Source organism: Chitinophaga sp. NPDC101104 (assembly GCF_050277495.1).
Taxonomy (GTDB): domain Bacteria; phylum Bacteroidota; class Bacteroidia; order Chitinophagales; family Chitinophagaceae; genus Chitinophaga.
Genome location: NZ_JBNNSF010000001.1, coordinates 326,460 through 350,513, shown reverse-complemented (window position 1 = coordinate 350,513; position 24,054 = coordinate 326,460). Strand labels below are relative to the sequence as shown.

The 24,054-nt window shown below is 57.0% G+C and carries 22 protein-coding genes and 1 pseudogene; 2 read left to right on the top strand and 21 right to left on the bottom strand.

Going from position 1 to position 24,054, the window contains the following annotated elements:
• Positions 1–24: 24 nt before the first annotated feature.
• The 3 genes from ACQKLP_RS01560 to nirB all read right to left on the bottom strand — a co-directional run bounded on the left by ACQKLP_RS01560 (position 25) and on the right by nirB (position 4,344).
• Positions 25–1,368 carry an alginate export family protein gene (locus ACQKLP_RS01560; protein WP_427319409.1) on the bottom strand — a complete coding sequence of 448 codons (1,344 nt, stop codon included), beginning with the start codon at positions 1,366–1,368 and terminating at the stop codon, positions 25–27.
• A gap of 76 nt (positions 1,369–1,444) precedes the next feature.
• The gene (gene nirD, locus ACQKLP_RS01555; protein WP_427319407.1) at positions 1,445–1,828 is read right to left on the bottom strand and encodes a nitrite reductase small subunit NirD; all 384 of its coding nucleotides are present in this window, start codon (positions 1,826–1,828) and stop codon (positions 1,445–1,447) included.
• A gap of 23 nt (positions 1,829–1,851) precedes the next feature.
• Positions 1,852–4,344 (bottom strand): nitrite reductase large subunit NirB, encoded by a 2,493-nt coding sequence (nirB, locus tag ACQKLP_RS01550; protein ID WP_427319405.1) that lies wholly within the window; start codon positions 4,342–4,344, stop codon positions 1,852–1,854.
• Between the two features lie 198 nt (positions 4,345–4,542).
• Between nirB and cobA the strand changes: the two genes are divergently transcribed.
• Together cobA and ACQKLP_RS01540 are read left to right on the top strand one after the other, a co-directional pair.
• Complete coding sequence (gene cobA / locus ACQKLP_RS01545) at positions 4,543–5,337, top strand: uroporphyrinogen-III C-methyltransferase (RefSeq protein ID WP_427319403.1); 795 nt, start codon at positions 4,543–4,545, stop codon at positions 5,335–5,337.
• On the top strand, positions 5,312–6,019 hold the full coding sequence (locus ACQKLP_RS01540) for a Crp/Fnr family transcriptional regulator (protein WP_427319401.1): 708 nt from the start codon (positions 5,312–5,314) through the stop codon (positions 6,017–6,019). The genes cobA and ACQKLP_RS01540 overlap by 26 nt, the downstream gene beginning before the upstream one ends.
• A 92-nt stretch (positions 6,020–6,111) precedes the next feature.
• Here the strand turns inward: ACQKLP_RS01540 and ACQKLP_RS01535 are convergent, their stop codons facing one another.
• The 18 genes and pseudogenes from ACQKLP_RS01535 to nusG form a co-directional block, all read right to left on the bottom strand.
• The gene (locus ACQKLP_RS01535) at positions 6,112–6,747 is read right to left on the bottom strand and encodes a hypothetical protein (protein ID WP_427319399.1); all 636 of its coding nucleotides are present in this window, start codon (positions 6,745–6,747) and stop codon (positions 6,112–6,114) included.
• Positions 6,748–6,873: 126 nt separating this feature from the next.
• Positions 6,874–7,575: a tyrosine-protein phosphatase gene (locus ACQKLP_RS01530; RefSeq protein WP_427319397.1), complete on the bottom strand. Its 702-nt coding sequence runs from the start codon at positions 7,573–7,575 to the stop codon at positions 6,874–6,876.
• Complete coding sequence (locus ACQKLP_RS01525; protein WP_427319395.1) at positions 7,565–8,950, bottom strand: undecaprenyl-phosphate glucose phosphotransferase; 1,386 nt, start codon at positions 8,948–8,950, stop codon at positions 7,565–7,567. Before ACQKLP_RS01525 ends, ACQKLP_RS01530 begins: the two co-directional genes overlap by 11 nt.
• Positions 8,951–8,952: 2 nt before the next feature.
• Positions 8,953–10,188, bottom strand: coding sequence for a WcaI family glycosyltransferase (locus ACQKLP_RS01520; protein WP_427319393.1), 1,236 nt, complete (start codon positions 10,186–10,188; stop codon positions 8,953–8,955).
• A 6-nt stretch (positions 10,189–10,194) separates the two neighbouring features.
• Positions 10,195–10,770, bottom strand: coding sequence for a WcaF family extracellular polysaccharide biosynthesis acetyltransferase (locus ACQKLP_RS01515; RefSeq protein ID WP_341842291.1), 576 nt, complete (start codon positions 10,768–10,770; stop codon positions 10,195–10,197).
• The gene (locus tag ACQKLP_RS01510; RefSeq protein ID WP_427319391.1) at positions 10,748–11,653 is read right to left on the bottom strand and encodes a glycosyltransferase family 2 protein; all 906 of its coding nucleotides are present in this window, start codon (positions 11,651–11,653) and stop codon (positions 10,748–10,750) included. Before ACQKLP_RS01510 ends, ACQKLP_RS01515 begins: the two co-directional genes overlap by 23 nt.
• The gene (locus tag ACQKLP_RS01505) at positions 11,650–12,813 is read right to left on the bottom strand and encodes an XrtY-associated glycosyltransferase XYAG1 (RefSeq protein WP_427319389.1); all 1,164 of its coding nucleotides are present in this window, start codon (positions 12,811–12,813) and stop codon (positions 11,650–11,652) included. The genes ACQKLP_RS01510 and ACQKLP_RS01505 overlap by 4 nt, the downstream gene beginning before the upstream one ends.
• Positions 12,814–12,820: 7 nt before the next feature.
• The gene (locus tag ACQKLP_RS01500; protein ID WP_427319387.1) at positions 12,821–13,606 is read right to left on the bottom strand and encodes a glycosyltransferase family 2 protein; all 786 of its coding nucleotides are present in this window, start codon (positions 13,604–13,606) and stop codon (positions 12,821–12,823) included.
• A gap of 23 nt (positions 13,607–13,629) precedes the next feature.
• Positions 13,630–13,770: pseudogene (locus ACQKLP_RS01495) on the bottom strand (DapH/DapD/GlmU-related protein); the annotation flags it as partial.
• A 436-nt stretch (positions 13,771–14,206) separates the two neighbouring features.
• Positions 14,207–15,133 carry a hypothetical protein gene (locus ACQKLP_RS01490; RefSeq protein WP_427319385.1) on the bottom strand — a complete coding sequence of 309 codons (927 nt, stop codon included), beginning with the start codon at positions 15,131–15,133 and terminating at the stop codon, positions 14,207–14,209.
• A 3-nt stretch (positions 15,134–15,136) separates the two neighbouring features.
• Complete coding sequence (locus ACQKLP_RS01485; protein ID WP_427319383.1) at positions 15,137–16,366, bottom strand: hypothetical protein; 1,230 nt, start codon at positions 16,364–16,366, stop codon at positions 15,137–15,139.
• On the bottom strand, positions 16,356–17,495 hold the full coding sequence (locus tag ACQKLP_RS01480; RefSeq protein ID WP_427319381.1) for a glycosyltransferase family 4 protein: 1,140 nt from the start codon (positions 17,493–17,495) through the stop codon (positions 16,356–16,358). Before ACQKLP_RS01480 ends, ACQKLP_RS01485 begins: the two co-directional genes overlap by 11 nt.
• On the bottom strand, positions 17,495–19,051 hold the full coding sequence (locus tag ACQKLP_RS01475; protein ID WP_427319379.1) for a lipopolysaccharide biosynthesis protein: 1,557 nt from the start codon (positions 19,049–19,051) through the stop codon (positions 17,495–17,497). The genes ACQKLP_RS01480 and ACQKLP_RS01475 overlap by 1 nt, the downstream gene beginning before the upstream one ends.
• Positions 19,052–19,063: 12 nt before the next feature.
• Positions 19,064–20,161, bottom strand: coding sequence for a GDP-mannose 4,6-dehydratase (gene gmd / locus ACQKLP_RS01470; RefSeq protein ID WP_341842283.1), 1,098 nt, complete (start codon positions 20,159–20,161; stop codon positions 19,064–19,066).
• Entirely contained in the window at positions 20,158–21,492 is a 1,335-nt protein-coding gene (locus tag ACQKLP_RS01465; RefSeq protein WP_427319377.1) for a UDP-glucose dehydrogenase family protein, read from the bottom strand. Before ACQKLP_RS01465 ends, gmd begins: the two co-directional genes overlap by 4 nt.
• Before the next feature lie 12 nt (positions 21,493–21,504).
• Positions 21,505–22,458 (bottom strand): GDP-L-fucose synthase, encoded by a 954-nt coding sequence (gene fcl, locus ACQKLP_RS01460; protein WP_427319375.1) that lies wholly within the window; start codon positions 22,456–22,458, stop codon positions 21,505–21,507.
• A gap of 13 nt (positions 22,459–22,471) precedes the next feature.
• Entirely contained in the window at positions 22,472–23,512 is a 1,041-nt protein-coding gene (locus ACQKLP_RS01455; RefSeq protein ID WP_427319373.1) for a mannose-1-phosphate guanylyltransferase, read from the bottom strand.
• Positions 23,505–24,026: a transcription termination/antitermination protein NusG gene (nusG, locus tag ACQKLP_RS01450; protein ID WP_427319371.1), complete on the bottom strand. Its 522-nt coding sequence runs from the start codon at positions 24,024–24,026 to the stop codon at positions 23,505–23,507. The genes ACQKLP_RS01455 and nusG overlap by 8 nt, the downstream gene beginning before the upstream one ends.
• Positions 24,027–24,054 lie beyond the last annotated feature (28 nt).

Below are 24,054 nucleotides of genomic sequence, written 5' to 3'. Positions count from 1 at the left end.
AGAAGATTTAAGGTGATGAAAAATTTATTTCAGGAGGAAGGAAGGTTTGATATTGAACATGAGATAGGCCCACTGGTTGCTACGCGCCGCGTCCGCCACCTGCTTTGCCGCGGCCAGCGCGGGTGTGCTGCGATAGTAGCTGTAACCCGCTTCGAAACCGATCATGGGCGTGAGGGCGAAATTGGCGTTTACATCCGCCTCCCATCCGAAATCGCGGCCCTGCCCGGTAACGTCGCTGGCGGCCAGGAAACGGTGCCCGTCTGCCTGGAACGCCCACTTTGCGTTAGGTTTGAAGAGAAAGCGGAGGTAATAATCCTGCAAACCGGTGGCGCCAAATGTGCTGCCGGCGTAGTAATAATCCATGTGCCCCCAGAATTTGTGCGGCGTTCCGTACAGCGGGTCAAAAGCCTTCGACTTGCCGGACGATTTCCCGCCTGTCGTGTAATCCGCGCCCAGTCCGGCTTTCAGCTTCGGCGTAATGGCATATAACGCCTGCCCGGACAGCAGCCATCCTTCCACTTTTCCGCCGTCGGCATATTTACCGCCCTGGTAAGCGACGTTACCGGTCAGCGAAATTTTCCGGAACGTCTGCTGCGCGAAAACCGCCGCCGTGAAGCGCGCATGCACACCTGCGTCCCAGGTTTTGACGGGTTTCAGTTCCACGGTGTCTACGTGGTACCGCGGGAACTGGTCGGCCAGGGCGAGCAGGGAAACCTGGCCGTTCGCGTTCTTCCGGGTAACGTGCAGGTACTGCAATCCTTTGTACATGGCGCCCCCGTTGGTATTGGCGGCGTACGCGCCCGGAGGTGTGCCGTTGTAGAGCGTTCCCGCGCCGGCCTCACGGTTCTGGTTGAACGCAAAACCCGCATCGGCCGTCCAGCCGCCGGAAGCGTAGCGGAGCAGGAGCGCATCGTGCCGGCGGGCCTGTTGCAGCCAGTCGAGATTTCCCAGCAGCCGCCCGTCGTCATAATTCAATTCCTGCCGGCCCACTTTCAGGCTGAAGTTGTGGACAGACGCCGTATCGGTGATCCGGATCTCCGCCCATGCCTCATGCAACATCAGCCCATTATTATCGACCGAACTGATTTTGTTGATGGTAGAAACATCCTGGCCCCAAACCCGGACGTCTTGCACAGACAATCCGAATTTGAGGCGGTCCGAAGTGAGCCCCGCCGACAGACGGGTACGTTGCGAAGTGAAGAACGCCGGTTTGGCGGAGCGCGGTAGCGGCGCTCCCTGCCCGTTGCGGTACTCGGTGCGCGTGCGGAGTTGCGCCGCGATCGAGAACTGGGCTTTACCGGCCAGCGGAAGGCCGCCCAACAAAAGGGCCACGGCCGCTCCGCAGCGGAAATGCATTTTATTGTACATTTGAACGATTTTAATTCCAGCAATTGAAGTCACGAGACCCGGTTCGCCGCCAAGCCACCGGGTTTCACTTTTCTTTTCAGGCAGGCACGGCCGAATTTTCCTTTCCACCGCCAACACCAATATAAATCCTGTCTTCTTCCAGTTTTACGGGATACACTTTGATGGCGCATTCGTGCTCGTCGGAAAGGCATCGCCCGTCTGCCAGTGAAAATGTCTTCTTGTGAAACGGGCATGCCACTTTGGGCTCGCCTTGCTGCGCACCGATCATTCCGCGGCTGAGGGCCATTTGCCGGCGATGCGGGCATAAATTCTGCGATGCGTACCATTCGCCGCGCCGCGCGAAATGGAACAATGCGATCTGTTCGTCCTTGTACTTGATGCAAACCCCGCCGTTGGCCGGTACGTCCTCCACTTTACAAGCGAAGAACCAGTTCGTTTTTTCTTTCGTGATGGGAGACATGATATATATTTTCGGTTGATGATTTATTTCCACTCCACGGCTTTCTTCTGTTCGCGCAGTTGCTCGAATTGCACGCTGGGATCTTTTTCTTCCGGCGCGTTCACAAAATGGGTGAAGCGTTTGCGCAGCGCGGGCGTTTCTACCACTTCGCGCCATTCGCATTTGTAACTGTCTACCAGCGCCTGCATTTCGCGCTCCAGTTCCCCGGCGATGCCCAAACTATCTTTCACCACCACGTTCCGCAGGTAATCGATGCCGCCTTCCATTTTGTTGAGCCAGGTGGCGGTGCGGGTGAGCGGATCGGCGGTTTTGATGTAGAACATGAGGAACCGGTCGATGAACCGAATGCATGTTTCGCTATCGAGATCGGCCGCCAGCAGCAGGGCGTGCTGGGGCTTGGAGCCTCCGTTCCCGCATACGTACAGATTCCAGCCTTTCTCCGTGGCGATGATCCCGAAATCCTTCGACTGCGCCTCCGCGCACTCCCGGATGCATCCCGAAACGGCGGATTTGATCTTGTGCGGCGCCCGCAATCCACGGTACCTTTCTTCCACCCTGATGGCATAGCTCACACTGTCGTGCAGCCCGAAGCGGCACCAGGTAGACCCCACGCAGCTTTTGACCGTCCGCAGGGCCTTCCCGTACGCGTGCCCGCTTTCGAACCCTTCCGCGATCAGCTCTTCCCAGATGAGCGGCAGGTCGCCGACGTGCGCACCGAACATGTCGATGCGCTGGCCGCCGGTAATTTTGGTGTACAGATTGTATTTCTCCGCGATCCGCCCGATGGCCATGAGCTTCTGCGGAGTGATCTCCCCTCCGGGGATGCGGGGCACCACGGAATAGGTGCCTCCTTTCTGAATATTGGCCAAATACCTGTCGTTGGAATCCTGCGCCGTATCGTTGCCTTTCGCCAAAATCATATCGCCCCACAAACTCGCCAGGATGGAAGACACCGCAGGCTTGCAAACCTCGCACCCATCGCCGTGCCCGATACTGTCCAGCACTTCGTCGTAGCTATGCAGGCTGCGGATTTTGATAAGGTCGAACAACTCCTGCCTTGAATACCCGAAATGCTCGCACAAAACATTGCGCACATATTTGCCCTGCGATTTCAGCGTGTACGTGATGAGGTCTTTCACCATGGGCGCGCAGCCGCCGCAGGATGTAGAAGCGCCGGTACATTTCTTCACGGCATTGAACGTTTCGTGCCCGTCTTCCACCGCCTGGCAAATCGCGGCTTTGGAAACGCTTTCGCAGGAGCAGATCATGGCGTCGGGCGGGAGTCCGAGGACGCCTGCCGCGGCTTCGCCGGTGGAGCGCGCGCCCAGCAGCTCGTCTTCCGGCTTGCCGGTGATCTTCATTTTATTCTTGACTTTCTGCAGCAGCATGTTGTACGCCGACGCGTCGCCGATGAGGATGCCGCCGAGGAGATATTGCCCGTCGTCGGTCATATTGATGCGCTTGTACACGCCGGCCACCTGGTCTTCGAACACGATCACGCGGCAGGAATCGGGCGGCGGGAACGGGTCGCCGAAGCTGGCCACGTCTACGCCCACAAGCTTCAGTTTCGTGCTCATGTCGAACCCGCCGAAAGTGCGGTTGCCGCCAAGAATATTGTCTATGGCGATGTCGGCCATTTCGTAACCGGGCGCCACCAGGCCGTAAATGGTGTGCTGGTACAGGGCGCATTCGCCGATGGCGTAGATGTTGGCGTGGGTGGTCTGCATCCTGTCGTTCACCACGATGCCCCCGCGCGATCCGGTTTCGAGGCCGGCGGAAGCGGCGAGCTCGTCCCGCGGACGGATGCCGGCGGATATGACGATCATATCTGCGGGGATGGACGAGCCGTCTTCGAATCCGATGCCGGTGGCCGTTCCGTCGCCGAGGATGGAGGTGGTGTAGGCGTTGGTGCGGATTTTCAGGCCGAGGGTTTCGAGTTGTTTCTGGAGGATGTCCGAGCCGTTTTGGTCGATCTGGCGGGGCATGAGCCTGGGGGCGTATTCCACGATGGTGGTGTCTGCGATGCCGAGGTCCATGCAGGATTTGGCGGCTTCGAGGCCGAGGAGGCCGCCGCCGATCACTGCGGCGCGCCGGGCTTTCCGGGCGGCGGTTTTCATGTGGTCGAGATCATCGAGCGTACGGTAAACGAACACGCCTTTCTGATCGGTGCCGGGCATGGGCGGAACGAAGGCGGATGAGCCGGTGGCGAATACGAGGATATCGTACGATTCGGTGATGCCGGATTTGGCGGTGACGGTCTGGAGGCCGGGGGAGATGTGGTGGACGGGGTCTCCGAGATGGAGCCGGATCCCGTTGTCGGCATACCAGTTTTTGGGAGCGAGGAGGAGGTCGGCGGTGGATTTTCCGTCGAAATAGCTGCTGAGGTGGACGCGGTCGTAGGCGGGGAGGCGCTCTTCGCCGAAGACGATGAGCTCCAGGCCGGGGACTTTCCTTTCAACGAGTTTCCGGCAGAATTTGAAGCCGACCATGCCGTTTCCGATGACGACGATTTTCATGGGAGGAAGTTTGAAAGATTACATTACAATATTTTCTATATAGACTTTGTTGCGGGCCTTCAGCTATTTTTCAGATAAAACAATGGAAATATTCAAATTAATTTATGATTCATATCATGAATTTACGCTTCGATCTATTATTTTTATAGTGTTTCAGTGAATTTATATCAGATAAATATTTTTATAATTTGTTTTGCCATGGTACACCCAATGCTTAGTCTCGTAGGCGCCGGACCGGGAGACCCGGACCTCATCACCCTGAAGGCCATCAAAACCCTCCGCGCCGCGAACGTCATATTATATGATGCGCTCGCCAGCGAAGAACTCCTCCGCTACGCCCGCCCCGGCGCACTTTGCCTCTCCGTGGGCAAACGCGCCGGCCGCCACGCCGTTCCCCAGGAAGAAATCAACCGCCTTATCGTCCACTACGCACTCTCGCACGGCCATGTGGTCCGCCTCAAAGGCGGCGACCCGTTCCTTTTCGGGCGCGCCGAAGAAGAGATCCGCGCCGCCCGCGAAGCGGGCATTCCCGTCTCCACCGTACCGGGCATCACCAGCGCCATAGCGGCCCCGGCATCACAAGGCATCCCGCTCACGGCACGCGGCCTCCACGAATCCTGCTGGGTCACCACCGGCACCACCCGCAGCGGGCACATTTCCGCAGACATCGCCCTGGCGGCACGGTCCACCGCCACGGTCGTGGTCCTCATGGGCATGGGCCATCTCCGCGAAATCATGGACATATTTTCCGCCAACGGCAAATCCGCCACCCCGGTCGCCATCATCCAGTCAGCCACCACGGCTCAACAACGCTGCATCACCGGCTCCGTCCACGACATCGCCGGCGCCGCGGCGGAAGCAGGGATCGGAAGCCCGGCGGTCATCATCATCGGCGAAACCGTTCGCCTGCACCCTTCTATATGGAGAGAATATGCTAATTTGACGCCCCAGATCAACGAGCCACCGCATGAAAACCGCCAAACAAGCCTGTAACATGGATGCCTGCCTGCTGTGCAAACTTTGCCAGCCGGCCTGGAAGCCCGCAATCGCCGCGCACAAAAAGAATTTCAACCTCAAAAAAGGCGAAATGCTCTTCTCCGAAGGCGATCCCGTGAAAGGCATCTATTTTATTTATGAAGGAAGGATGAAAGTGCACAAGCACTGGGGCCGCGAGAAAGAACTGATCGTCCGCTTCGCGGGAGCCGGCGATATCGTGGGGCACCGCGGCATCGGGACAGACCTCGCCTATCCCGTTTCCGCCACCGCACTGGAAGCTTCCACCGTCTGCTATTTCGACCTGGATTTCTTTCAAAGCACACTGCAGGTCAACACACCGTTATTATATGAACTGATGATGTTCTACGCCCGCGAACTGCAGGAATCGGAAAAACGCATGCGCAACCTGGCGCACATGCCCGTGAAAGGGCGCATCGCCGCCGCGTTGTTACATCTTGAGAAGAAATTCGGCACGGAAAACGGGTACATCAACTTCCCCCTCACCCGGCAAGACATCGCCTCATACATCGGCACCACTTATGAAACCGCCTGGCGCATGTTGCAGGAACTGGCGAAAGAAGGGATGATCTCGCAGGACGACAAACGTTACGCCGTGCTGGACCACGAAGCGATGCAGGCGTACATCCTTTCGCAGGAAGAAGGGGACGGGCCCGCATAAAATGACGGCGCCATGTGGCCGGCTACTCCCTGAAAAAGGAAAGGCACTCCTGACCGGAGCGCCTCTCACTATACTCAAACTAACCAGACAGATTAAACCGGTACTTTCACCGTGAGCGTGCCTTCCGCTTCATTCAGCTCGAAAGCGCCGCCCTGTAAATCGGCGAGGTACCCGATGAGCCGGCACATCCGCTGGTCCAGCGCCGTGCGGCCGGGCGCGGGCAATGCGCCCGTCAGCTCGAAATATTCCCCGCTCACCGAAAATTTCAGTTCCGGCGTTGCGCCCGGGGCCGCGTTGCGGTTCAGGCACCAGGCCACGTTCAGCACCGTTTGGCGAAGCAGCTGTTCGTCGGCGAACGCGATCTCCCGATCGTCTTTCATATCGAACGCCACGCGCGTCGGGAAAATGTGCGCATACCGCTCATCGTCCACCAACTGCTCCAGCATATGTACAATATTAAAATGACTGCGATGGATGACCTGCGACGCGTTCAGCATGTCCTGTATCACTTTTACGTTCTGCAGCTGGAATTCCAGCTCCATGACCTGCAACTTGATCGAACCCGCCTGCCGGCTGATGCGCCCGCCGGAATCGGGTTTGGCGGCATACATTTCAATCAGCTCCACACTGCTCAAAATGGCCGACAGCATACTCCGCAGCTCATGAAACACATCGTTGATTAACCATTTGTCGGCCGGGAGGTCGCGTACTCCAGTGGAAGATTTCATTGTTAGCCCCTTGGTTTTTGTAGTCAGTTTCAAAATAAAGATACCTGCCGCAGCAGCGGCTTTATGCCCTACTTGATACAAATTACTGTTTTTCCTGAAAGAAAAACGATATCTGCGCCTTAAAGATTATAACAAAGCATTTCTTAAATTGTTGACAGCCAACATTTTCTCTAATACTTTCCGGAAATTGAACTGCGTGAGCGCCTGTAAATGGCGCTGATGATGCAAATCCGTTCCTGCGAAATCGAGCAATCCTTCTTCTGCCAGTTGTAAGGCCGCCGCCTGCACGCGGCTTCCGTAATAACCGGTAAACGACAGCAGGTTGGCCTGCAGCCGCACGCCGGTAGCATGCACCTCACGGTACACGTCGAAATCTTTGTGCAGGTAATGGTACCGCTCCGGATGCGCCAGCACGGGCTCGTATCCCGCCATTTTCATTCTGAAGAAAGTTTCCCGGAACCCCGCAGGCAAGCCCACCCACGAAAACTCCACCAGCACATGGTTCCCGCCGATCGTCATCAGCGGCTCGCGGTCTTCGATGAGGGATTCGAAGTAATCGTCCATCAAATATTCCGCGCCGGCGTCCATTTCCACGGGAATGCCCGCCCTGTGCACCGCTTCCCGCACTTCGTCCAGCTTCGGGAGGATCGTGTCTGCCCCGTTATTGTACACGCCGCACATAATGTGGGGCGTGGTCGTAAGATGGGTATAACCCAGCTCCGATAGCTGCCGGATAAACGCCAGGGCGGTTTCCAGGTCTTGCACGCCATCGTCCAGCCCGGGCAGCAAATGGGAGTGGATATCGTGCTTCAATACGTCAAAATGCATTCTTTTCTCCTTTCAATGTGTTCGCCACGGTTAAAAATATGATGCGGAGGTCCAGGTAAACAGACCAGTTTTCCATGTACCAAATATCATGCTCCACACGCTTGCGCAGGTGCACATCTTCCGTGATCTCGCCCCGGTACCCGTTCACCTGCGCCCATCCGGTGATGCCGGGCTTCAGGAAGTGGCGGATCATATACTGTTTGATGATCGAGGAATATTCTTCGGTATGCTTCAGCATATGCGGGCGCGGGCCCACCACCGACATATCGCCCAGCAGCACGTTGAAGAACTGCGGCATTTCGTCGAGGTTCGTTTTCCGGAGGATGCGGCCGACGCGGGTAAACCGCTTGTCGTTGCGCGTGGCCTGCTTCGAGTTCGCGTCGTTGTTCACGTACATGCTGCGCATCTTGAGGCAGCGGAACGTCTTGTTGTTGCGCCCGGTGCGGTGCTGCACGAAAAATACCGGCCCTTTCGATTCCAGCCTGATCAGCAGCGCCAGCAAGGGAATGAGCCAGCTGAGCAGGAACAGGCAGACCAGCGAACTGAAGATCAGGTCGAAGATGCGTTTGCGGATGCGGTTGGCGATATCGTCCAGCGGTTCGGAACGCAGGCTGATGATGGGAATATTGTTGAAATAATCGACATGGATCTGCCGGTTCACGAACATTTTAAAATCCGGGACGAACCGGAAATGGATGAAATGCTGTTCCGCCTCATACGCCAGCGTGTAGAGATACGGGAACTGTTCGGGGGAAAGCGTGGAATATATTTCGCGGATGTTGTTTTCCCGCGCGTAGGGCACACAATCCTGCAGGTTCCCGATAACGGGGAAGAACGACAGCTCCTGCACTTTGCTGTATTCTTCGAAATACCCTTCGAACCGGAGATTGCTTTTTTCGGCGAGCAGGTTGTTCGCCAGTTTTTTCGACATTTCGTTGTACCCGAGGATCACCATTTTCCGCTCGATCCCTTTCCTGCGGCGGATATGATTCGTTATCCAGTAAAACAGCAGCCGGTTCAGCACCACCGTAGCGATGAAGAGCGAGCAGTACATTAACACGAAAAACCGGCTGTAAAGATGTTGATACAGGAACAGGAACCCCAGCAGGATGAGCAGATACATCAACACGGACTTCGCCGTCTTCCGCGCCATTTTCTCGTACGACAGCGTGCTGCTCATGGAATGTAATCCCGAAGTATACAGGGCAATGACCCAGGCGATGTTCGATACCAGCAGGAAAGCGTCTGCCCCCTGGTGCGTTTGCAGATCGTATTGCCGCAAGCCCATCCCCGCGAGGAAGAAGAGCCCGTTGAGGCAGATGAAATCCAGGACGAAAATCTGGATGAGGAATATTTTCAGATACCGGTTCAGCATGACTAATTTTTTAAAACGTTGGCTTCAAATCGGCCCATTACTTTATCGATGGACAAATACTCCACGGCGTACGACCTGGCGTTGCCGCGCATGCCGGCATGGTCTTCCGACACGGCTTTCCGGATCCCGGCGTTGAGGGCTTCCTGGTTTTCGGCCGGCACAATGATCCCCAGCTGGTAATGCTCCACCACGTGGTGCAAGCTCGATCCGGGATTGGCCGTTACCAGTGAAAGTCCGCCCACGGCCAGGATGGCGGTGAGTTTGGAAGGCATCACGAGATCGGAGGCGCCGGATTTCTGGATCACGAGGTGCAGATCGGCCATGTTGAGGAAACGGTTGAACTGTTCGAACGGCTGGAGCGGTAAAAAGTGAACGCGCTTCAGCCCCATGGCGATGGCTTTCCCGTGCAGCTTTTCGCGGTACGGGCCGGAGCCGCAGATGACGAACTGCACGTCTTCCCGGTCTTCCAGCGAAGCGGCGGCGTGCAGAATGGATTCCAGTCCCTGCTTTTCGCCGATCGCGCCGGAATACAGCACCACTTTATGGTCTGGCTGAAAGCCGAACGCTTCCTTCAGCGCCATCCGCCCGGGCAAGGGATGGAATTTGTCTACATCCGCCCAATTGGGGAACAGCTCGATGCGCCGGTCCAGCTTGCCGCTGATCTGCCGGATCATGCCGTCGGAAATGCTGGACACGTAATCCGATTTCCGGAGGATGTACTTTTCGAGTTTCAGCATGGCGTTGATCATTTTGCCGCTGCGGATCATATTGAGATCGCGGGCGGCGTCTATCTGGAGGTCCTGGATGTGGTACAATACCTCTGCGCCGCGGAGCTTTTTATACAGCAGCGCCAGCAATCCCAGGTGGAACGAGGGCACTACGCTCATGACGTAATCGTATTTTCTCGCGGGCAGGATGCGCAGCAGCTGCGCAAAGGCGGCCATGGCAAAGGTGACGTCCATCATCATGCGCTTTTTGCCGCTGGGGTCTGCCGGCACGTACTGCGGACAGCGGTACACGGTCAGTTTTCCGTTGTGCGAGGTTTCCCTGCGGAACCACCGGGCTTTCCGGGCGTAGGGTTCCTGCACTTTCCATTGCGGATAATATGGATAGGTGGTGATCACGGTGCATTCATACCCGTTGTTCACCAGCCAGCCGATCATCTCGCCATTGAACTTCCCGATGCCGGTGGGCTCGGGCGCATAATTTCCTCCTATGAGCAACAATCTTTTGGGCATGTCTTTCTATTTTTTCATCACTCGATCGCGGACGTACTGCGCCGGGTTCCCCGCATGGATCTCCCAGGGCGCTATGCTGCGGGAGGCCACGGAATTCACGGTAAGGATGGCATGACTGCCAAGCCTCACGCCCGGGCAAACCACCGATCTGGCACCCACCCATGCGCCGTCTTCCAGGTCGATGCGGCCGAGGCGGTACGGGAAATCATGCGCGGTGTAGTCGTGATTGCCCGTCAGCAGCAGGGCGCCTTGCGAAATGCAGACGTTGCTGCCGATGGTCACGTTTTCCAGGTTATCGATCCACACTTCCTCACCGATCCAGACATGATCGCCGATGGCCAGCCGCCAGGGGTTCTTGATCCGCACTTTCGTCTTGATCACCAGCCCTCGCCCCACCTTTGCGCCGAACATCCGCAGCAGCCTTGCCTTGAAGCCGTACGGCCAGGGGAGGGCGCTGTAGAAGATCCAGTAGTTCACGAAATACCAGGTCAGCACTTTCCATTTCGGGCCGGCTACATAATCGCCGGTCCGGAACTTCGACAGGTCTGTCTTTACGGCCTCAGATCGCGATGTTGTAATCATTTTTCAAAATTTCTTTCAGTTTGGCCGCGCTGGTGTCTCCCGCCAGCTTGGCTTCGAATTCCTTCACATTCACATCTACCAGCAAGCGGTACCAGTATCCCTGCATGAAATGGAATATAAACCCGCGATACCCGTCGAGGAACCCGAGCCGCACGAAATAGCGGTAGCAAAAATACATGAGCGCACGGCCGCCCGGCGGGATGGCGGTATAGACCTTTTCCTTCAAAAACCGCTTCCGGCGGGCCTGTCCGTTGGTAGACCCCAGCAGCCGCTGGTCCATCTCCATGAATCCGTATTTGATATTCAGGAGATCGATCATTTCCTTGATGGCGTAATTATTATGCTTGTTCACCCACCAGTGGATGGAATTGAGGTTGTCGTCGACCATGTGCTCCTTCAGCATGAGGGTTTCTCCGCTGTTGACCACGATATGTTCGTCCATCCACCGCTGCTCCACGCTGGCCTGGCCGTTTCGCCAGAGGCGCATGAGGATATGCGGATAAAACCCGCCATACCGGATCCATTTGCCTTTGAAAAGGACTTTCCGGCGGATGTACAGCCCGGTGATGTTTTGCGGCATGGTATCCAGCCGCTCGCGGATTTCCGTGACGAGCGCGGGCTCGAGGTATTCGTCCGCATCCAGGCGCATCACCCAGTCGGCTTTGACGCCGCAATTGTCCATGCCCCACTGCAATTGATCGGCGTGGTTCGTCCATTTCCGCTGTACCACTTTGGCGCCGAAGCGTTCGGCGATGGCAAGGGTATCGTCTGTAGAATAGGAGTCCACGATATGGATCTCCGATGCCAGCGGCCGTATATTTTCAAGACAGCGCGCCAGGTGGAGCGACTCGTTATAGGTCAATATGATAACGGCGAGGTTCATACGGCTGCACGTTTTAAGGGAAGGCTGCCTACGTTGCGGTACATTTCCGCATAGTCGGCCGCCAGTTTTTCTTCATTGAAATCTGTCCGGATGATGGGCATGGCTTCGCGGCGGATGCGCTGGCGCTCGTTCCTGGCGCGGTACGCCTCGGTAAGCCGGGCGCGCACATCGTTGATCGCCAGGGTGGTCACCCAGCCCAGTTGCTTCTCGCGCACATAACGGCTCAGGCCCACATGTTCGCTCACCAGCACCGGCGTTCCTACCGACAGCGATTCGATCACCACCACCGCGAAATTCTCGTTGTGGGACGTCAGCGCGAAAAGGTCCACGTCCGCCAGGAATTCGAACTTCGCGTCCCCTTTCTTCCATCCAACCCATTCCACTTTATCCTCCAGTTGCTCTTCTGCGATCAGCGAGCGCAGCTCCGCTTCATAAGCCGCATCTCCCGATCCCGCGATCTTCAACCGGAACGGGAATTCCACGCCGGCCAGCGCACGGATGAGGATATCGAGGCCCTTTTTCGGGTCCACGCGCGACAGAAACCCGATGGTAAACTCCCGGTTCTCCGGCTGCGGGGTGTCCGCCCCGGGCATAAATGGCAGGTCCACGATGTTGTGGATGAGGCCGCCGCGCCAGTTGGTATTGATTTTCAGGCAGTCGTTCCATTCCACGTCAGACGTTACGTGCAGATACGTGCGCGAAAGCAGGTGTTTGCCGACGGCGTGATGGAGCAGCTTCTTCTTGAACTGGTTTTTACTTTGGAAAACGTAATCGCACAGCATGCCGCGGGGGCTCAGCACGGGCTTGATGCCTTTGATCGCGCAGATGGCGGAAACGCCCATGATGAGGAAGTTCCACCAGGAATGGATGTGCACGGCGTCGTATTCCTTCACCGTGTTCCACACCGCTTTCCAGAGCGCGGGCGAAATATGCGTATGGTCTTTGGTGATGCGGCGGAAGAATTGCACGCGGACACCATCCATCATCACCGGCCGGTCGAGCGGCATATCCAGCTCATCGGGCCCGTTGGCGGTGGTGGTATATACGGTCACCGTATGCCCGATCTGCACGAGGCTTTCGGCCAGGCGCGCTACGGATACGATGGGACCGCCATAGATATAAGCGGGTTTGTAACTCGGAACGATAAACAATATGTTCATGTCGTTTTTAGAATTTCGTGCCTTTGTAGGTCATTTTTTTATAGATGCCGCGGGCGTTCACCACTTTGGTGATCATTTCATAGAAATATTTCCGCAGTTTGTCGTGTTTCAGGGGGAGGGCGCTGGCCATCCGTTTATGTTCCGCGATCATTTTGTCTGTCACCGATACGGAAAAGGAATCCCCATGCATGCGGTATTCGCCGAGCGGCGCGGGAATGTAGCCTTTCCGGGTGGTAGGGTCGAGGCAAAGGGTGAGGAGGAACTTGGAATCGGCGGAATATTTCATGGATTTGTCGAACCCGCCTGCTTTCCGGTACGCGTCTCTCGTCCAGAAGGCGCTTTGCTGCGCGAACGGTACGCGGCGGAGGTAGCTGATGGCTTTCCATCCGAGATTGACGCCTTTGTAGGCGTAGGCGATGTCGCCCGTTTCGGAGATGAAATTATGGTCGCCGAAAACGAGGTCGAAGTTCCCGTGCTCGAATTTGCGGACCACTTTCTCGAGGGCGTACGGCAGCAGGCGGTCGTCGGAATTGATATAACAGAGATATTTTCCCGAAGCCGCGTCCATGCCTTTGCGGAGGGCGTCGTACATGCCTTCGTCTTTTTCGGAGATGAGGACGTCCACCGTTTGCGGATGTTCCGCCACGAGCTGCAACGTCCGGTCGGTCGACGCGCCATCTACCACCACCAGCTCAAACCCGCGCCAGGTTTGGCGGAGCAGGCTATCGAGCGTGTCTGTGATATATTTCTCGCCGTTGTAGACGGGAACGATGACGGATATGAGCTTTTCCATTACTTTCTGAATTTTTTGATGACGGCCGGGTTCCCGGCCACGATGGCGTATTCGGGCACATCTTTGGTGACCACCGAGCCCGCGCCGATGATGCTGTGCGACCCGATCGTGATGCCGGGCAGTATGATGACACGGGTGCCGATCCACACATCGTCGCCGATCACTACCGGCTTGCGGTGCGTGGCGCCCTGCTCGCGCATCGGAATGTCTGTCCGCTCGAAATTGTGGCTCCCCGAAAGAATGACCACTTCCGGCCCGAACATGACATCGTTACCGATGACCGTATCGTTCCCGATCCATCCGCCCGTATTCAATCCCGAAAAATCCCCGATCTGCACATTGACGCCGCTGCCGAAACGGGTGTTCCTGCCCACTTTGATGTTTTTCCCCGCTTTCAGGAAAATCCGCGAAGCGAGCCAGGTACGGAACGACAGGCAAAGCCCGCCGATGGGCCGCGGCGGATCGGGCAGCCACACGGCCACGCTGTAATAGAGGTACAGCAGGATGCTTTTCTTCAGCGAAATGTTGGACCGGCGGAGGAAATACAGCGGGTTATCGCGGTACATCTTCACCTTGCCGGTGGCCGCGTCGGTCTTTTCTTCAAATAATGGTTCTGTCGCCATGGTGAACGGTATTTAGTTCCGCTTTGAGGGCGGCGATTTCTTCAAAAAACCGGTTATTGATATCGTTGATGGCACTGTCGGCCGACAGGCTGAAATTCCGTATGCCCGCCAGTTGCCGCACCAGGTCCTGGCGCACGGCGCTTTTCACGAGGAATTCCGTGTTGAGGACGTTCCCCGAGGCCTTCTTCAGCCAGCCATGGAGGAAAGATTTCCGGTACAGCTTGATGTGGGCCGTATCCGTTCCGGTTTGCCCGATGGAAAACAGCCAGTCCATCCATTTGAATTCCGACACCCCGCTGCCTTCGGTAAACGGCGTGCTGAGCACGAACCGGCTCCAGGGCACGCGGAGGATATCGGCGATGATGGCGCCGTGCATCGCTTCGGCGATCACCACTTCCGACGCGGCGATCTCTTCCAGGGTGTGGACGATGCCGTTTTCCGCGGAAGGGGAAATGAAATGGTACCCCAGCTCCGCGCATATCTTCTCCCAATCGAAGAACGGCAGCGACCGGAAGTAAGGGATCACGCTGACTTTGTATTTTTTAGGGGTAGACGCGATACGCGCGAAATCGGCCGAAAGCCCCAGTGCATACGCCGCATCGGCGACGAACGGGTGCTCGTTGCCGAAGTAATGGGCAGACAGCGGCCCCCGCAAAAACCGCACGTCCCAATCCGCTCCGAAAGCGAAAGACCGGTACCCCGGCCGCACGCCCGTCCCGAACACGATCTTGCGGCGGCCGGAAAGGTGGCGGAAAAGCGGGGAATCGTGGGCCAGGATAGACCCGATGCCCACGAAGGCGTTGGCAGACGAGGGGTCGTTCTGGCCGAAGAACTGCGGCCATAGCCAGGCGTTGAGATCGTCGCCGAAATTGCCCTTTGCGTCTTTGTAATAAATATATTCCATCAACTAACTGGTATAAAGGAGTTCAGAAAAATCCGGTTCTTCCGCGTACACGAAATCGTAATACGCGCTCATGATAATGGCCCCGGTGGCCGGTACGCTGAATCGCAGGTGCTGGAACGGTGAAAATGCGAACGTCCAGATCAGGCCGATCGTCATCAGTACGATCACCGGGTACAGCGCCAGCGATTGCCCGTTCCTGATCAGGTAGAAACCCATCTTCATCAAAAAGAAAAAGACGAGCAATACCGATAAAAAACCGCCGATCCCGCAGTTGATCCACGCGCCCATGAGTATCGAGTGGCTGGGAATAAGCTGTTCTTTCGAATAGGCCTTTTCGACATTGAAATCCTCGTCATGGAACATGAGGAGGATCTGGTAATATTTGAGGGTATGGTCTTTCGCCCAGGAACCATGTCCGAACACCGGCGCATCGGCGATGGCGGTAGCGGCGGCGAAGGTTTCGCCACGGCCGGTCATCAGCAGCTCGAACGGGTTGTACGGATTCTCCAGCCGCTCGATCTGCGCGCGGGCATGGTCGCCGCCGAACTCGCCGGCTTTGACCGCGTCTACGTAGAACATGTAAGTGAACTGGAATATGATCAGCCCGATGATCGCAAAAGCCGTGATCTTGGCTTTCGTGAGCTTCAGCCCCGAATTGAAGAAGTAAATGATGATAGCCGACAGGAAAAAGACCACTGCTGTAGAGCGCGAATCGAACGACACGCAGGTGATCGAATACCCGAACAGCACGCCCATCACCGCTTTTATGTTCCCCCGGCGGTAGAAATACGCGCTGAGCAGGTACACGGCAGACGACAGGATGGGCACCATTTTGAATTTGAAATAACTCATGTCCGACGTCACGATATCGTCTGTATAGAAAATATTCTTCACCATGATCATGAACAGGTAGATCATGATGCCTTCGTAACTGTTGAACAGTTTGAACAGCACGAGGAAAGACAGCATAGACATGATGATGGAAGCCCATCCGCGGAAATAATTCTGCGAAGTGGTGCCTACCACCATATCGGTGAGGACCTGGAAGAAAAGCAGTAGCGCCAGCGAAAGGATGATCTTCCGGAGATACGGGTATTTCGAGAAATCGTCCTTTTTGATGGCGGTGGGCGCCAGGCCGAGGAGCAGGATCTCGCTCAACCGCATGGAACCCACGAGGTTGACGTTGACCGTGCTGAGCAGGGCGTAGAGCGCTATTTTGATTTTATTGTACATGTTGTGCGAAATGAATGGCTTCGGCCAGGCGCTGCCGGTTAACGGCGGCGCTGTATTCCTTCATAAAATCCGCCCGCAGGGCGTCTCCGCGTTGCGGCGACCCTTCGAACCGCAACAAGGCCGTCCGGAAATCGGCGGCGGAATCGGCCACGATGAAATGATGGCTGAGCACGCCTTCCACCCCGCGCGATGTGGCAATGATGGGCGTGTGGAGCGCCATAGCCTCGAGGCATTTCAGCCGTGTGCCGCTGCCGTGCAGGAGCGGGATCACGACCCCTTCTGCGCTGGCGATGTATTGCTTCACATCGTCGACCCGGCCGAGGGCCACGATATTTTCCCAGTCCGTGCTGCCGGTGATCTTCTGCAAAGCCTCCTGCGAACCGCGGCCCACGAGTTGCAGCCGGAACTTCTCCGCCAGGGCGGGGTTCCAGACTTCCTGCACGAACCAGCGGAGCCCTTCGAAATTCTGGTATACGGTAAAATTGGCCGTCATGACGAGGAGGCGCTGTTGCCGGGGGGCTTTCAGGGCATATTCGGCCTCGTCGAGGAAATTGGGGACGAGGAACAGCTTCTTTGGATCGATGAAGCGGCGGTGATAGTCGAGGTCGTGATGGCTCACCACCAATACCGCGTCGGCTTTGGCGAAATAGGAGCGTTCGTGCCACTGTTCCAGCGTCACCAGCTGCATTTTCCTGAATTTCTGGAAGAGGCTGCGGGCGGGCAGCTGGCGGGAGATTTCCGGCTGTGCGTTATGCGTGCCGAGCACCACCCGAATGCCGCGCCGGCGGAAAAACCCGATGTAATGGCCCACGTAACCGTAGTCCAGCACGGCCGTGTCAATGTCATGTTCCCGGCAGATTTTATCGAACAAAGCCATTACGGCGGCCGACTTCGTGAAGTAGTGGCTGCCGGTGAGCCTTTCCGTTACGGCGAGCGGCTTCTTCGGATGGATATGGTAAGCGACGTTGGGAAGCGCGTATTTCGACAGATCGGCCCCTTCCTCGTTACGGATCACGGCATGGACCGTGTGCCCGAGGTCGGAGAGGGCCTTCAGGAGATAATAACTCCGCAGCTTCTCGCCTCCGTTGTACGGAAAAGTTGAAATGTTGGTAAAGAAAATAATGTTCATCACGCAGCTTTTTTAATCACGGCGAGCCGCGGATGGATCCGCGTCAGCGCCTTCGTCATCACATCCCGGATCTTGCCGGTTTCGTAGGCCGACAGGCCCAGCCAGTGCAGGGTACAAGCCAATCCGGCCGTACTTGCCGCACCCGTGGCGATCAGCCTCGCCCATCCTTCGTCCATCATCCGGTACGGCAATAAAGCGATGCAGAACGCCAGCAGCACGCTGCCCACGGCCCGCAGCACCACGCCGCGCAGGAACGTTTTCACGGGCAGGCCGATGAGCTTTTCCGCCGCCTTCACCCGGTATGCGCAGGTCATGATCTCGATCCCCAACGCGGAGGCCAGTACCGACCATGCCGGCAATCCCATCCGCAGCAGCACGTATGCTACCGGGAGGTTGAGCATCAGCAGCAAGCTTACGGCCACCTGGTATTTCCGGATCTTGCCCACGCTCTGCACGCCTACCTGTATGCCGACAGATAATTGATTGACCATCGTGCACAACAGGATCAGCCGGCAAAAAACGACGGTGTAGGCCGGCACTTCCTTCAGCCACAGTCCCAGTACGAACGGCGTTTCCAGCAGCAGCGGGATGGCGAAGAACGCCAGCAGCGCGAAGGAAAACTTGCTCGCGATCATGGCCAGTTTCAACATCCTTTCACGGTTGCCCTGTCCTTCGCTTTTCATGATCTGCGGGTTGAGGGCCTGCATGAGCGTCACGGAAAAGAAGCTCAGCTGGGCGTTCACCTGGTTGGCGATCCCGTAGGCCGCGTTCACGATCGTCCCGAAAAAGACGTTCAGGATCATGGCGATGCCCTGGTTCCGCGTTACCACGCTCACCGCACCGAACATGTTCCACCCGCCGTAGGAAAACATTTCCTTCAGCAGGGCTTTGTCTTTATACCGCCCGATCTTAATCCGGCTTTCCGGGTACTTTACCGAACAGTACACCCGTTTGAACAGCAGCAGCGCGATGGCCGAAGCCGCCGAAAGACCGGAAAAAAGGATGAGCCGGTCGGCAGACGCACGCTGCAATGCGAGCGCCACCGCCAGTTTCAGCAATGCCTCCGCGATGCCCGTAAGCGCCACCAGCAACATGTTTTCCCGCGCGTTGATGGTAGCATCGTACGGCACGGAAATAATGGTGACGAAGGCGCTGGCCACCATGAAATGATAGATGGTCCTGGCGGCCGGCACACGGTCTGGCGGGATGTTGAGCACATGCCCGAACAGGAAATACCCCGCCGCTTCGAACAACAGCACCAATCCGAGCCCCAGCAGCAGGTGCAGGAGAATGCTGGCGTTAAACACCTTCTTCAGTTTTTCCATATCCCCGCCTCCCAAATTGTAGGACATATACCGCTGGGTGGAAAGCGTCATGGCCATATTGAGAAAAGACAACATGGCGATCACCCCCGCGATGAGATTGAAAATCCCGTAATCGAGGGCGCCGAGTGCGCTCAGCACAAGCCGGGTGGAGTACAGGGAGATGAAGATGGTCACCAGCATTTTCCCGTACAGCAAACCCGTGTTCATCACTACCCTGTTCGCTGCCTGCATGCCTGTTTTATTTTATCCGATCAGGTGTTCTAAATGTGCTACGTCTTTCTTCCGGAACAGCTCCACGTCGGCCGCCATCATTTCCTTCACGAGGGCCGGCAGGTCGTATTGCGGCTCCCAGCCCAGTTTAGTCTTGGCTTTCGTGGGGTCGCCGATGAGGAGCTCCACTTCCGTCGGACGGAAATATTTCGGGTCTACCGCCACTACTTCCTTCCCGATGGGGAGAATGAATTCCTTGTTGCGGCAAGCCGTCACCACCGCCGTTTCGTTGACGCCGGTGCCGATGAAGGCCAGTTCGATACCCACTTCGTCGAACGCCATGCGCACGAAATCGCGGACGGTCGTCGTAATGCCGGTGGCGATCACGAAATCTTCCGGGGTATCCTGCTGGAGGATGCGCCACATCGCCTCCACATAATCTTTGGCATGGCCCCAGTCGCGCTTGGCGTCGAGGTTACCGAGGAAGAGCTTGTCTTGCAGCCCCAGCACGATCGCTGCCGCGGCGCGGGTGATCTTGCGGGTAACGAAGGTTTCACCGCGCAGGGGGGATTCGTGGTTGAAAAGAATGCCGTTGCAGGCGAACATCCCGTAGGCTTCGCGGTAATTGACCGTGATCCAGTAGGCGTACATTTTTGCAACGGCATATGGAGAACGTGGGTAAAAAGGCGTGGTCTCGCGTTGCGGCACTTCCTGCACGAGGCCGTACAGTTCGGAAGTGGAGGCCTGGTACACGCGGGTTTTCTGCTCCAGTTTGAGGATGCGCAAAGCTTCCAGGATGCGGAGCGTCCCGATGCCGTCGGCATTGGCGGTATATTCCGGTGTATCGAAGCTCACGCGCACGTGGCTCATGGCCGCGAGGTTATAAATTTCGTCAGGCTGCGTTTCCTGGATGATGCGGATCAGGTTGGTTGAATCCGTCATATCGCCGTAATGCAGTTTGAAGCGGACGTTTTTTTCATGAGGGTCCTGGTACAGGTGATCGATCCTTTCTGTGTTGATCAGCGATGCGCGGCGCTTGATGCCATGCACCATATATCCTTTTTCCAGTAAAAGCTCGGCGAGGTATGCGCCGTCCTGGCCGTTAACGCCGGTAATCAATGCGACTTTCATATGGTTATCATTTTTTGAAGGGTGGGTTGAATGGTTCCGATGCCGTAATAGGTGATGCCGTTTTTATGCAGCTGCACGTCGTCGTAAATATTTCTTCCGTCGAAGAGCACCCGCGCCGAAATCCGTTGCCAGTCGGGCAGGCGGAATTCGTTCCATTCCGTTACCAGCGCCACGGCATCGGCGCCTTCAGCGGCATGGTAGAGGTCGGAGCACCAGATCACGTGGTCGCCGAGGGTTTTTCGGGCTTCCACCATGGCCACGGGGTCGAAGACCCGCACGCTGGCGCCGGCTTCCAGGAGGGAATCCACAAGCACCAGCGACGGGGCCTCGCGCATGTCGTCCGTGTTTGGTTTGAAGGAAAGGCCCCAGAGGGCGATGGTCTTGTTTTTCAGTTGGCCGTCGAAGTGACGGTAAATTTTATCGAACATGACTTTTTTCTGGTCGTCGTTCACCGCTTCCACGGCTTCGAGGATGCGGAGCCGGCGGTCGTATTCGAGGCCCGTCCGGATGAGGGCTTTCACGTCTTTCGGAAAGCACGATCCCCCGTACCCGATGCCCGGATAAATAAACCGGTGACCGATGCGCGGGTCGCTGCCGATACCTTTCCGGACTTTATTCACGTCTGCGCCTACCAGTTCGCACAGCCCGGCGATGTCGTTCATGAACGAAATCTTGGTGGCCAGCATGGCGTTGGCGGCGTATTTGGTCATTTCGGCGGAAGCCACGTCCATGAACAGGATCGGGTGGCCGTTCAGCAGGAATGGCGCGTACAGCGATTCGAGCACTTTGGCGGCGCGCTCGTTGTTGACGCCTACCACGATGCGGTCGGGCTTCATGAAATCGGCCACGGCGGCGCCTTCCTTGAGAAATTCGGGGTTGGACGCCACGTCGTAATCCAGCTGCGCTCCCCGGGCCTGCAGGGCTTCCTTCACGGCGCGGTTCACTTTCACGGCGGTGCCCACCGGCACGGTGCTCTTCGTAACGATCACGAGGGGCGCGGTCATGTGGGTGCCGATCTCTTTCGCTACCTGCAGCACGTAGCGCAGGTCTGCGGAGCCGTCTTCTCCCGGAGGCGTTCCCACGGCGATAAACGCCACGGCTGCGCCGGGAATGCTGAATTCGAGGCTGGTGCTGAATTTCAGCCGGCCGTTCTTATGGTTGCGGACAACGATTTCTTCCAGTCCGGGTTCGTAAATGGGCAGGATCCCCTGTTCGAGCCGGCCGATCTTCGCCGCGTCTACGTCCACACACACCACCTCGGTGCCCACTTCGGCCAGGCAAGCGCCCGTCACCAATCCTACATATCCCGTTCCTACTACAACTACTTTCATGTCTTGCTATTTTTATTGATGCATGGCATTCATATGCTGATACTGTTTCCGGAGAAAATCCCCGTACGCCTGCGCGATGCCGCTCCGGAGGTCCGTACTGTGCCGCCATCCCAGCCCGTGCAGCTTGGACACGTCCATCAACTTGCGGGGCGTACCGTCGGGCTTGGTGGTATCGAACACGATATCGCCTTCGAAGCAGACCACATCGCGGACGGTTTCCGCCAGTTCGCGGATGGTGAGGTCTTCGCCGGCGCCGATGTTCACCAGTTCGCGGCCGTCGTACTTTTCCATGAGGAACACGCAGGCTTCGGCGAGATCGTCGGCATAGAGGAATTCCCGCTTCGGCGTTCCCGTTCCCCAAACCGTTACCGTGGGCCGGCCCGCCTGTTTCGCTTCGTGGAACTTGCGGATGAGCGCCGGCAGCACATGCGAATTCTCGGGATGGTAATTATCGCCGATGCCGTAAAGGTTGGTAGGCATCACGCTGATGAAATTGCAACCGTACTGATCGCGGTAAGCCTCGCAGAGCTTGATCCCCGTGATCTTGGCAATGGCGTAAGGCTCGTTGGTGGCTTCCAGCGGACCGGCCAGCAGACTGTCTTCCGCTATGGGCTGGGGCGCCAGGCGCGGATAGATGCATGAGCTGCCGAGGAACATCAGTTTCGATACGCTGTTTTCATACGCCGAATGGATCACATTGGCGGCGATCATCAGGTTGTCGTACAAAAATTCCGCGCGGTAGGTATTGTTGGCGTGGATACCGCCTACCTTGGCCGCGGCGAGGAACACGTAATCGGGTTTCTCCGTCTCGAAAAATTCCTGGACCTGGTCTTGCCGGCGCAAATCCAGCTCGCCCGAAGTGCGGGTGACGATGTTGCGGAAACCGTCTTTCTCGAGCTTCCTTTTGATGGCGCCGCCCACCATTCCACGGTGGCCGGCTATGTAAATTTTAGAATTGAGTTCCATGGAGGGTTTCGGGTTACAGCAGTTCCGGGCGGTTTTCGGCCACCCAGTTGTGCAATTGTTTAATGACTTGTCCTTTTCCTTTTTGCATGATGAGCAGGGCCCCGGGGGTATCCACTACCACCATGTTGTCTACGCCCACCAAAGCCACCAGCTTGTTTTTCCCGATCACGGTGCTGTTTTGCGGATCGCTTTCGATGAAAACGGCCTGGTCGTTGGAGTAACGGAATTGCTCGGTGAGCGCCTGCGTAAGGGCTTCGTAGCTGCCTACGTCGCTCCATTCCATATCGCTGGGCACCACTTTCACGCGGTCGCTTTTTTCCATGACGGCGTAGTCGATACTGTCAGACGGAATGTCGATCATGGCCTCGCGGGAAATGCTGCCGTTGCGCACCAGTTCCGCCGCCGCGCGCGATGCCGCGTGGTAAATGGCGGGCGAGTGTTTTTGCAGTTCGTCGAGCATGACGGAAGCCCTGGCGCAGAAAATCCCGCTGTTCCAGAGGAAATCCCCGCTTTCGAGCATGGAAACGGCGGTGGCGGCATCGGGCTTTTCCACGAAACGCAGTACGTCATTTCCTTTGTGGTGTATATACCCGAAACCGGTTTCCGGGTAAGCGGGTTTCAATCCGAATGTGACGATATGATCTTCCTCCGCCAGGCGTTTCGCTTCGTTCAGCGCCGCTTCGTACCGGTCGGGCGTGCCGATGAGGTGGTCAGACGGCGTGATGAGCAAAATATCCCCGGGCGCGGACACGAACGCCGCGATGGCGATGGCTGCCGCGGTATTGCGGCCCACCGGCTCGGCGATGCACCGGAGCGATGCACCTTCGTCGAGCAGCTGATTGGCGATAAGGTCTGCCTGCGCCGCCCCTGCGATGGCCAGCACGCTTTTGCAGGCGGGCCGGTTGCGGAGGTAGGTCAGCTGCAGGAGGCTCCTGTCGTCGAAAAGGGGGAGCAGCTGCTTGGGGGTCTGCCGGTTCGAAAGCGGCCAGAGCCGCGTTCCGGAACCGCCACACAGTATCACATGCTGCATGCCCGTATTGTCTGATTTATGCATAGATGTAATCGGCTTTGCGTACGTTAAGATCATGAGCAGGCACGGCCGCCACCAGGGCGTAACCCAGGCTGGAGAGCACCGCTCTTACCTTGTTCCTGCCCGATTCGGGCGTTCTGCCGCGGAAGTACAGCAGCGTAGTGGGTTTGGACGTGTCCGCCTCCGCATTGCGCATGGGGATTTTTTCCAGCGCGGCCGACCGGTGCTCGCGCATGAACCGGCGGATCATCTCGATGTCGGCATCGTGGATCACTGCCGGTTTTCCCAGCCAGTACACGAAATTGACGATCCCTTCGGTTTCGCGGACGATGTCCTGCATGTTTTCGGGGATGCGTACGAACACGTACGAGGGGAACAACGGTTCTTCCGACAGCTTTCGCCGGTCGTTCCATTGCTTCTCGACAACGTTCATGGGGCAGTAAATTTCAAGGCGCTTACGGGTCAACAGATCAGCTACCTTTTTTTCCATTTTTGCCTTGGTATACACGGCATACCAGGCATGCAATTCCTGTTTCATAGTCTAGCATTTTTCGGTGAACGAATCG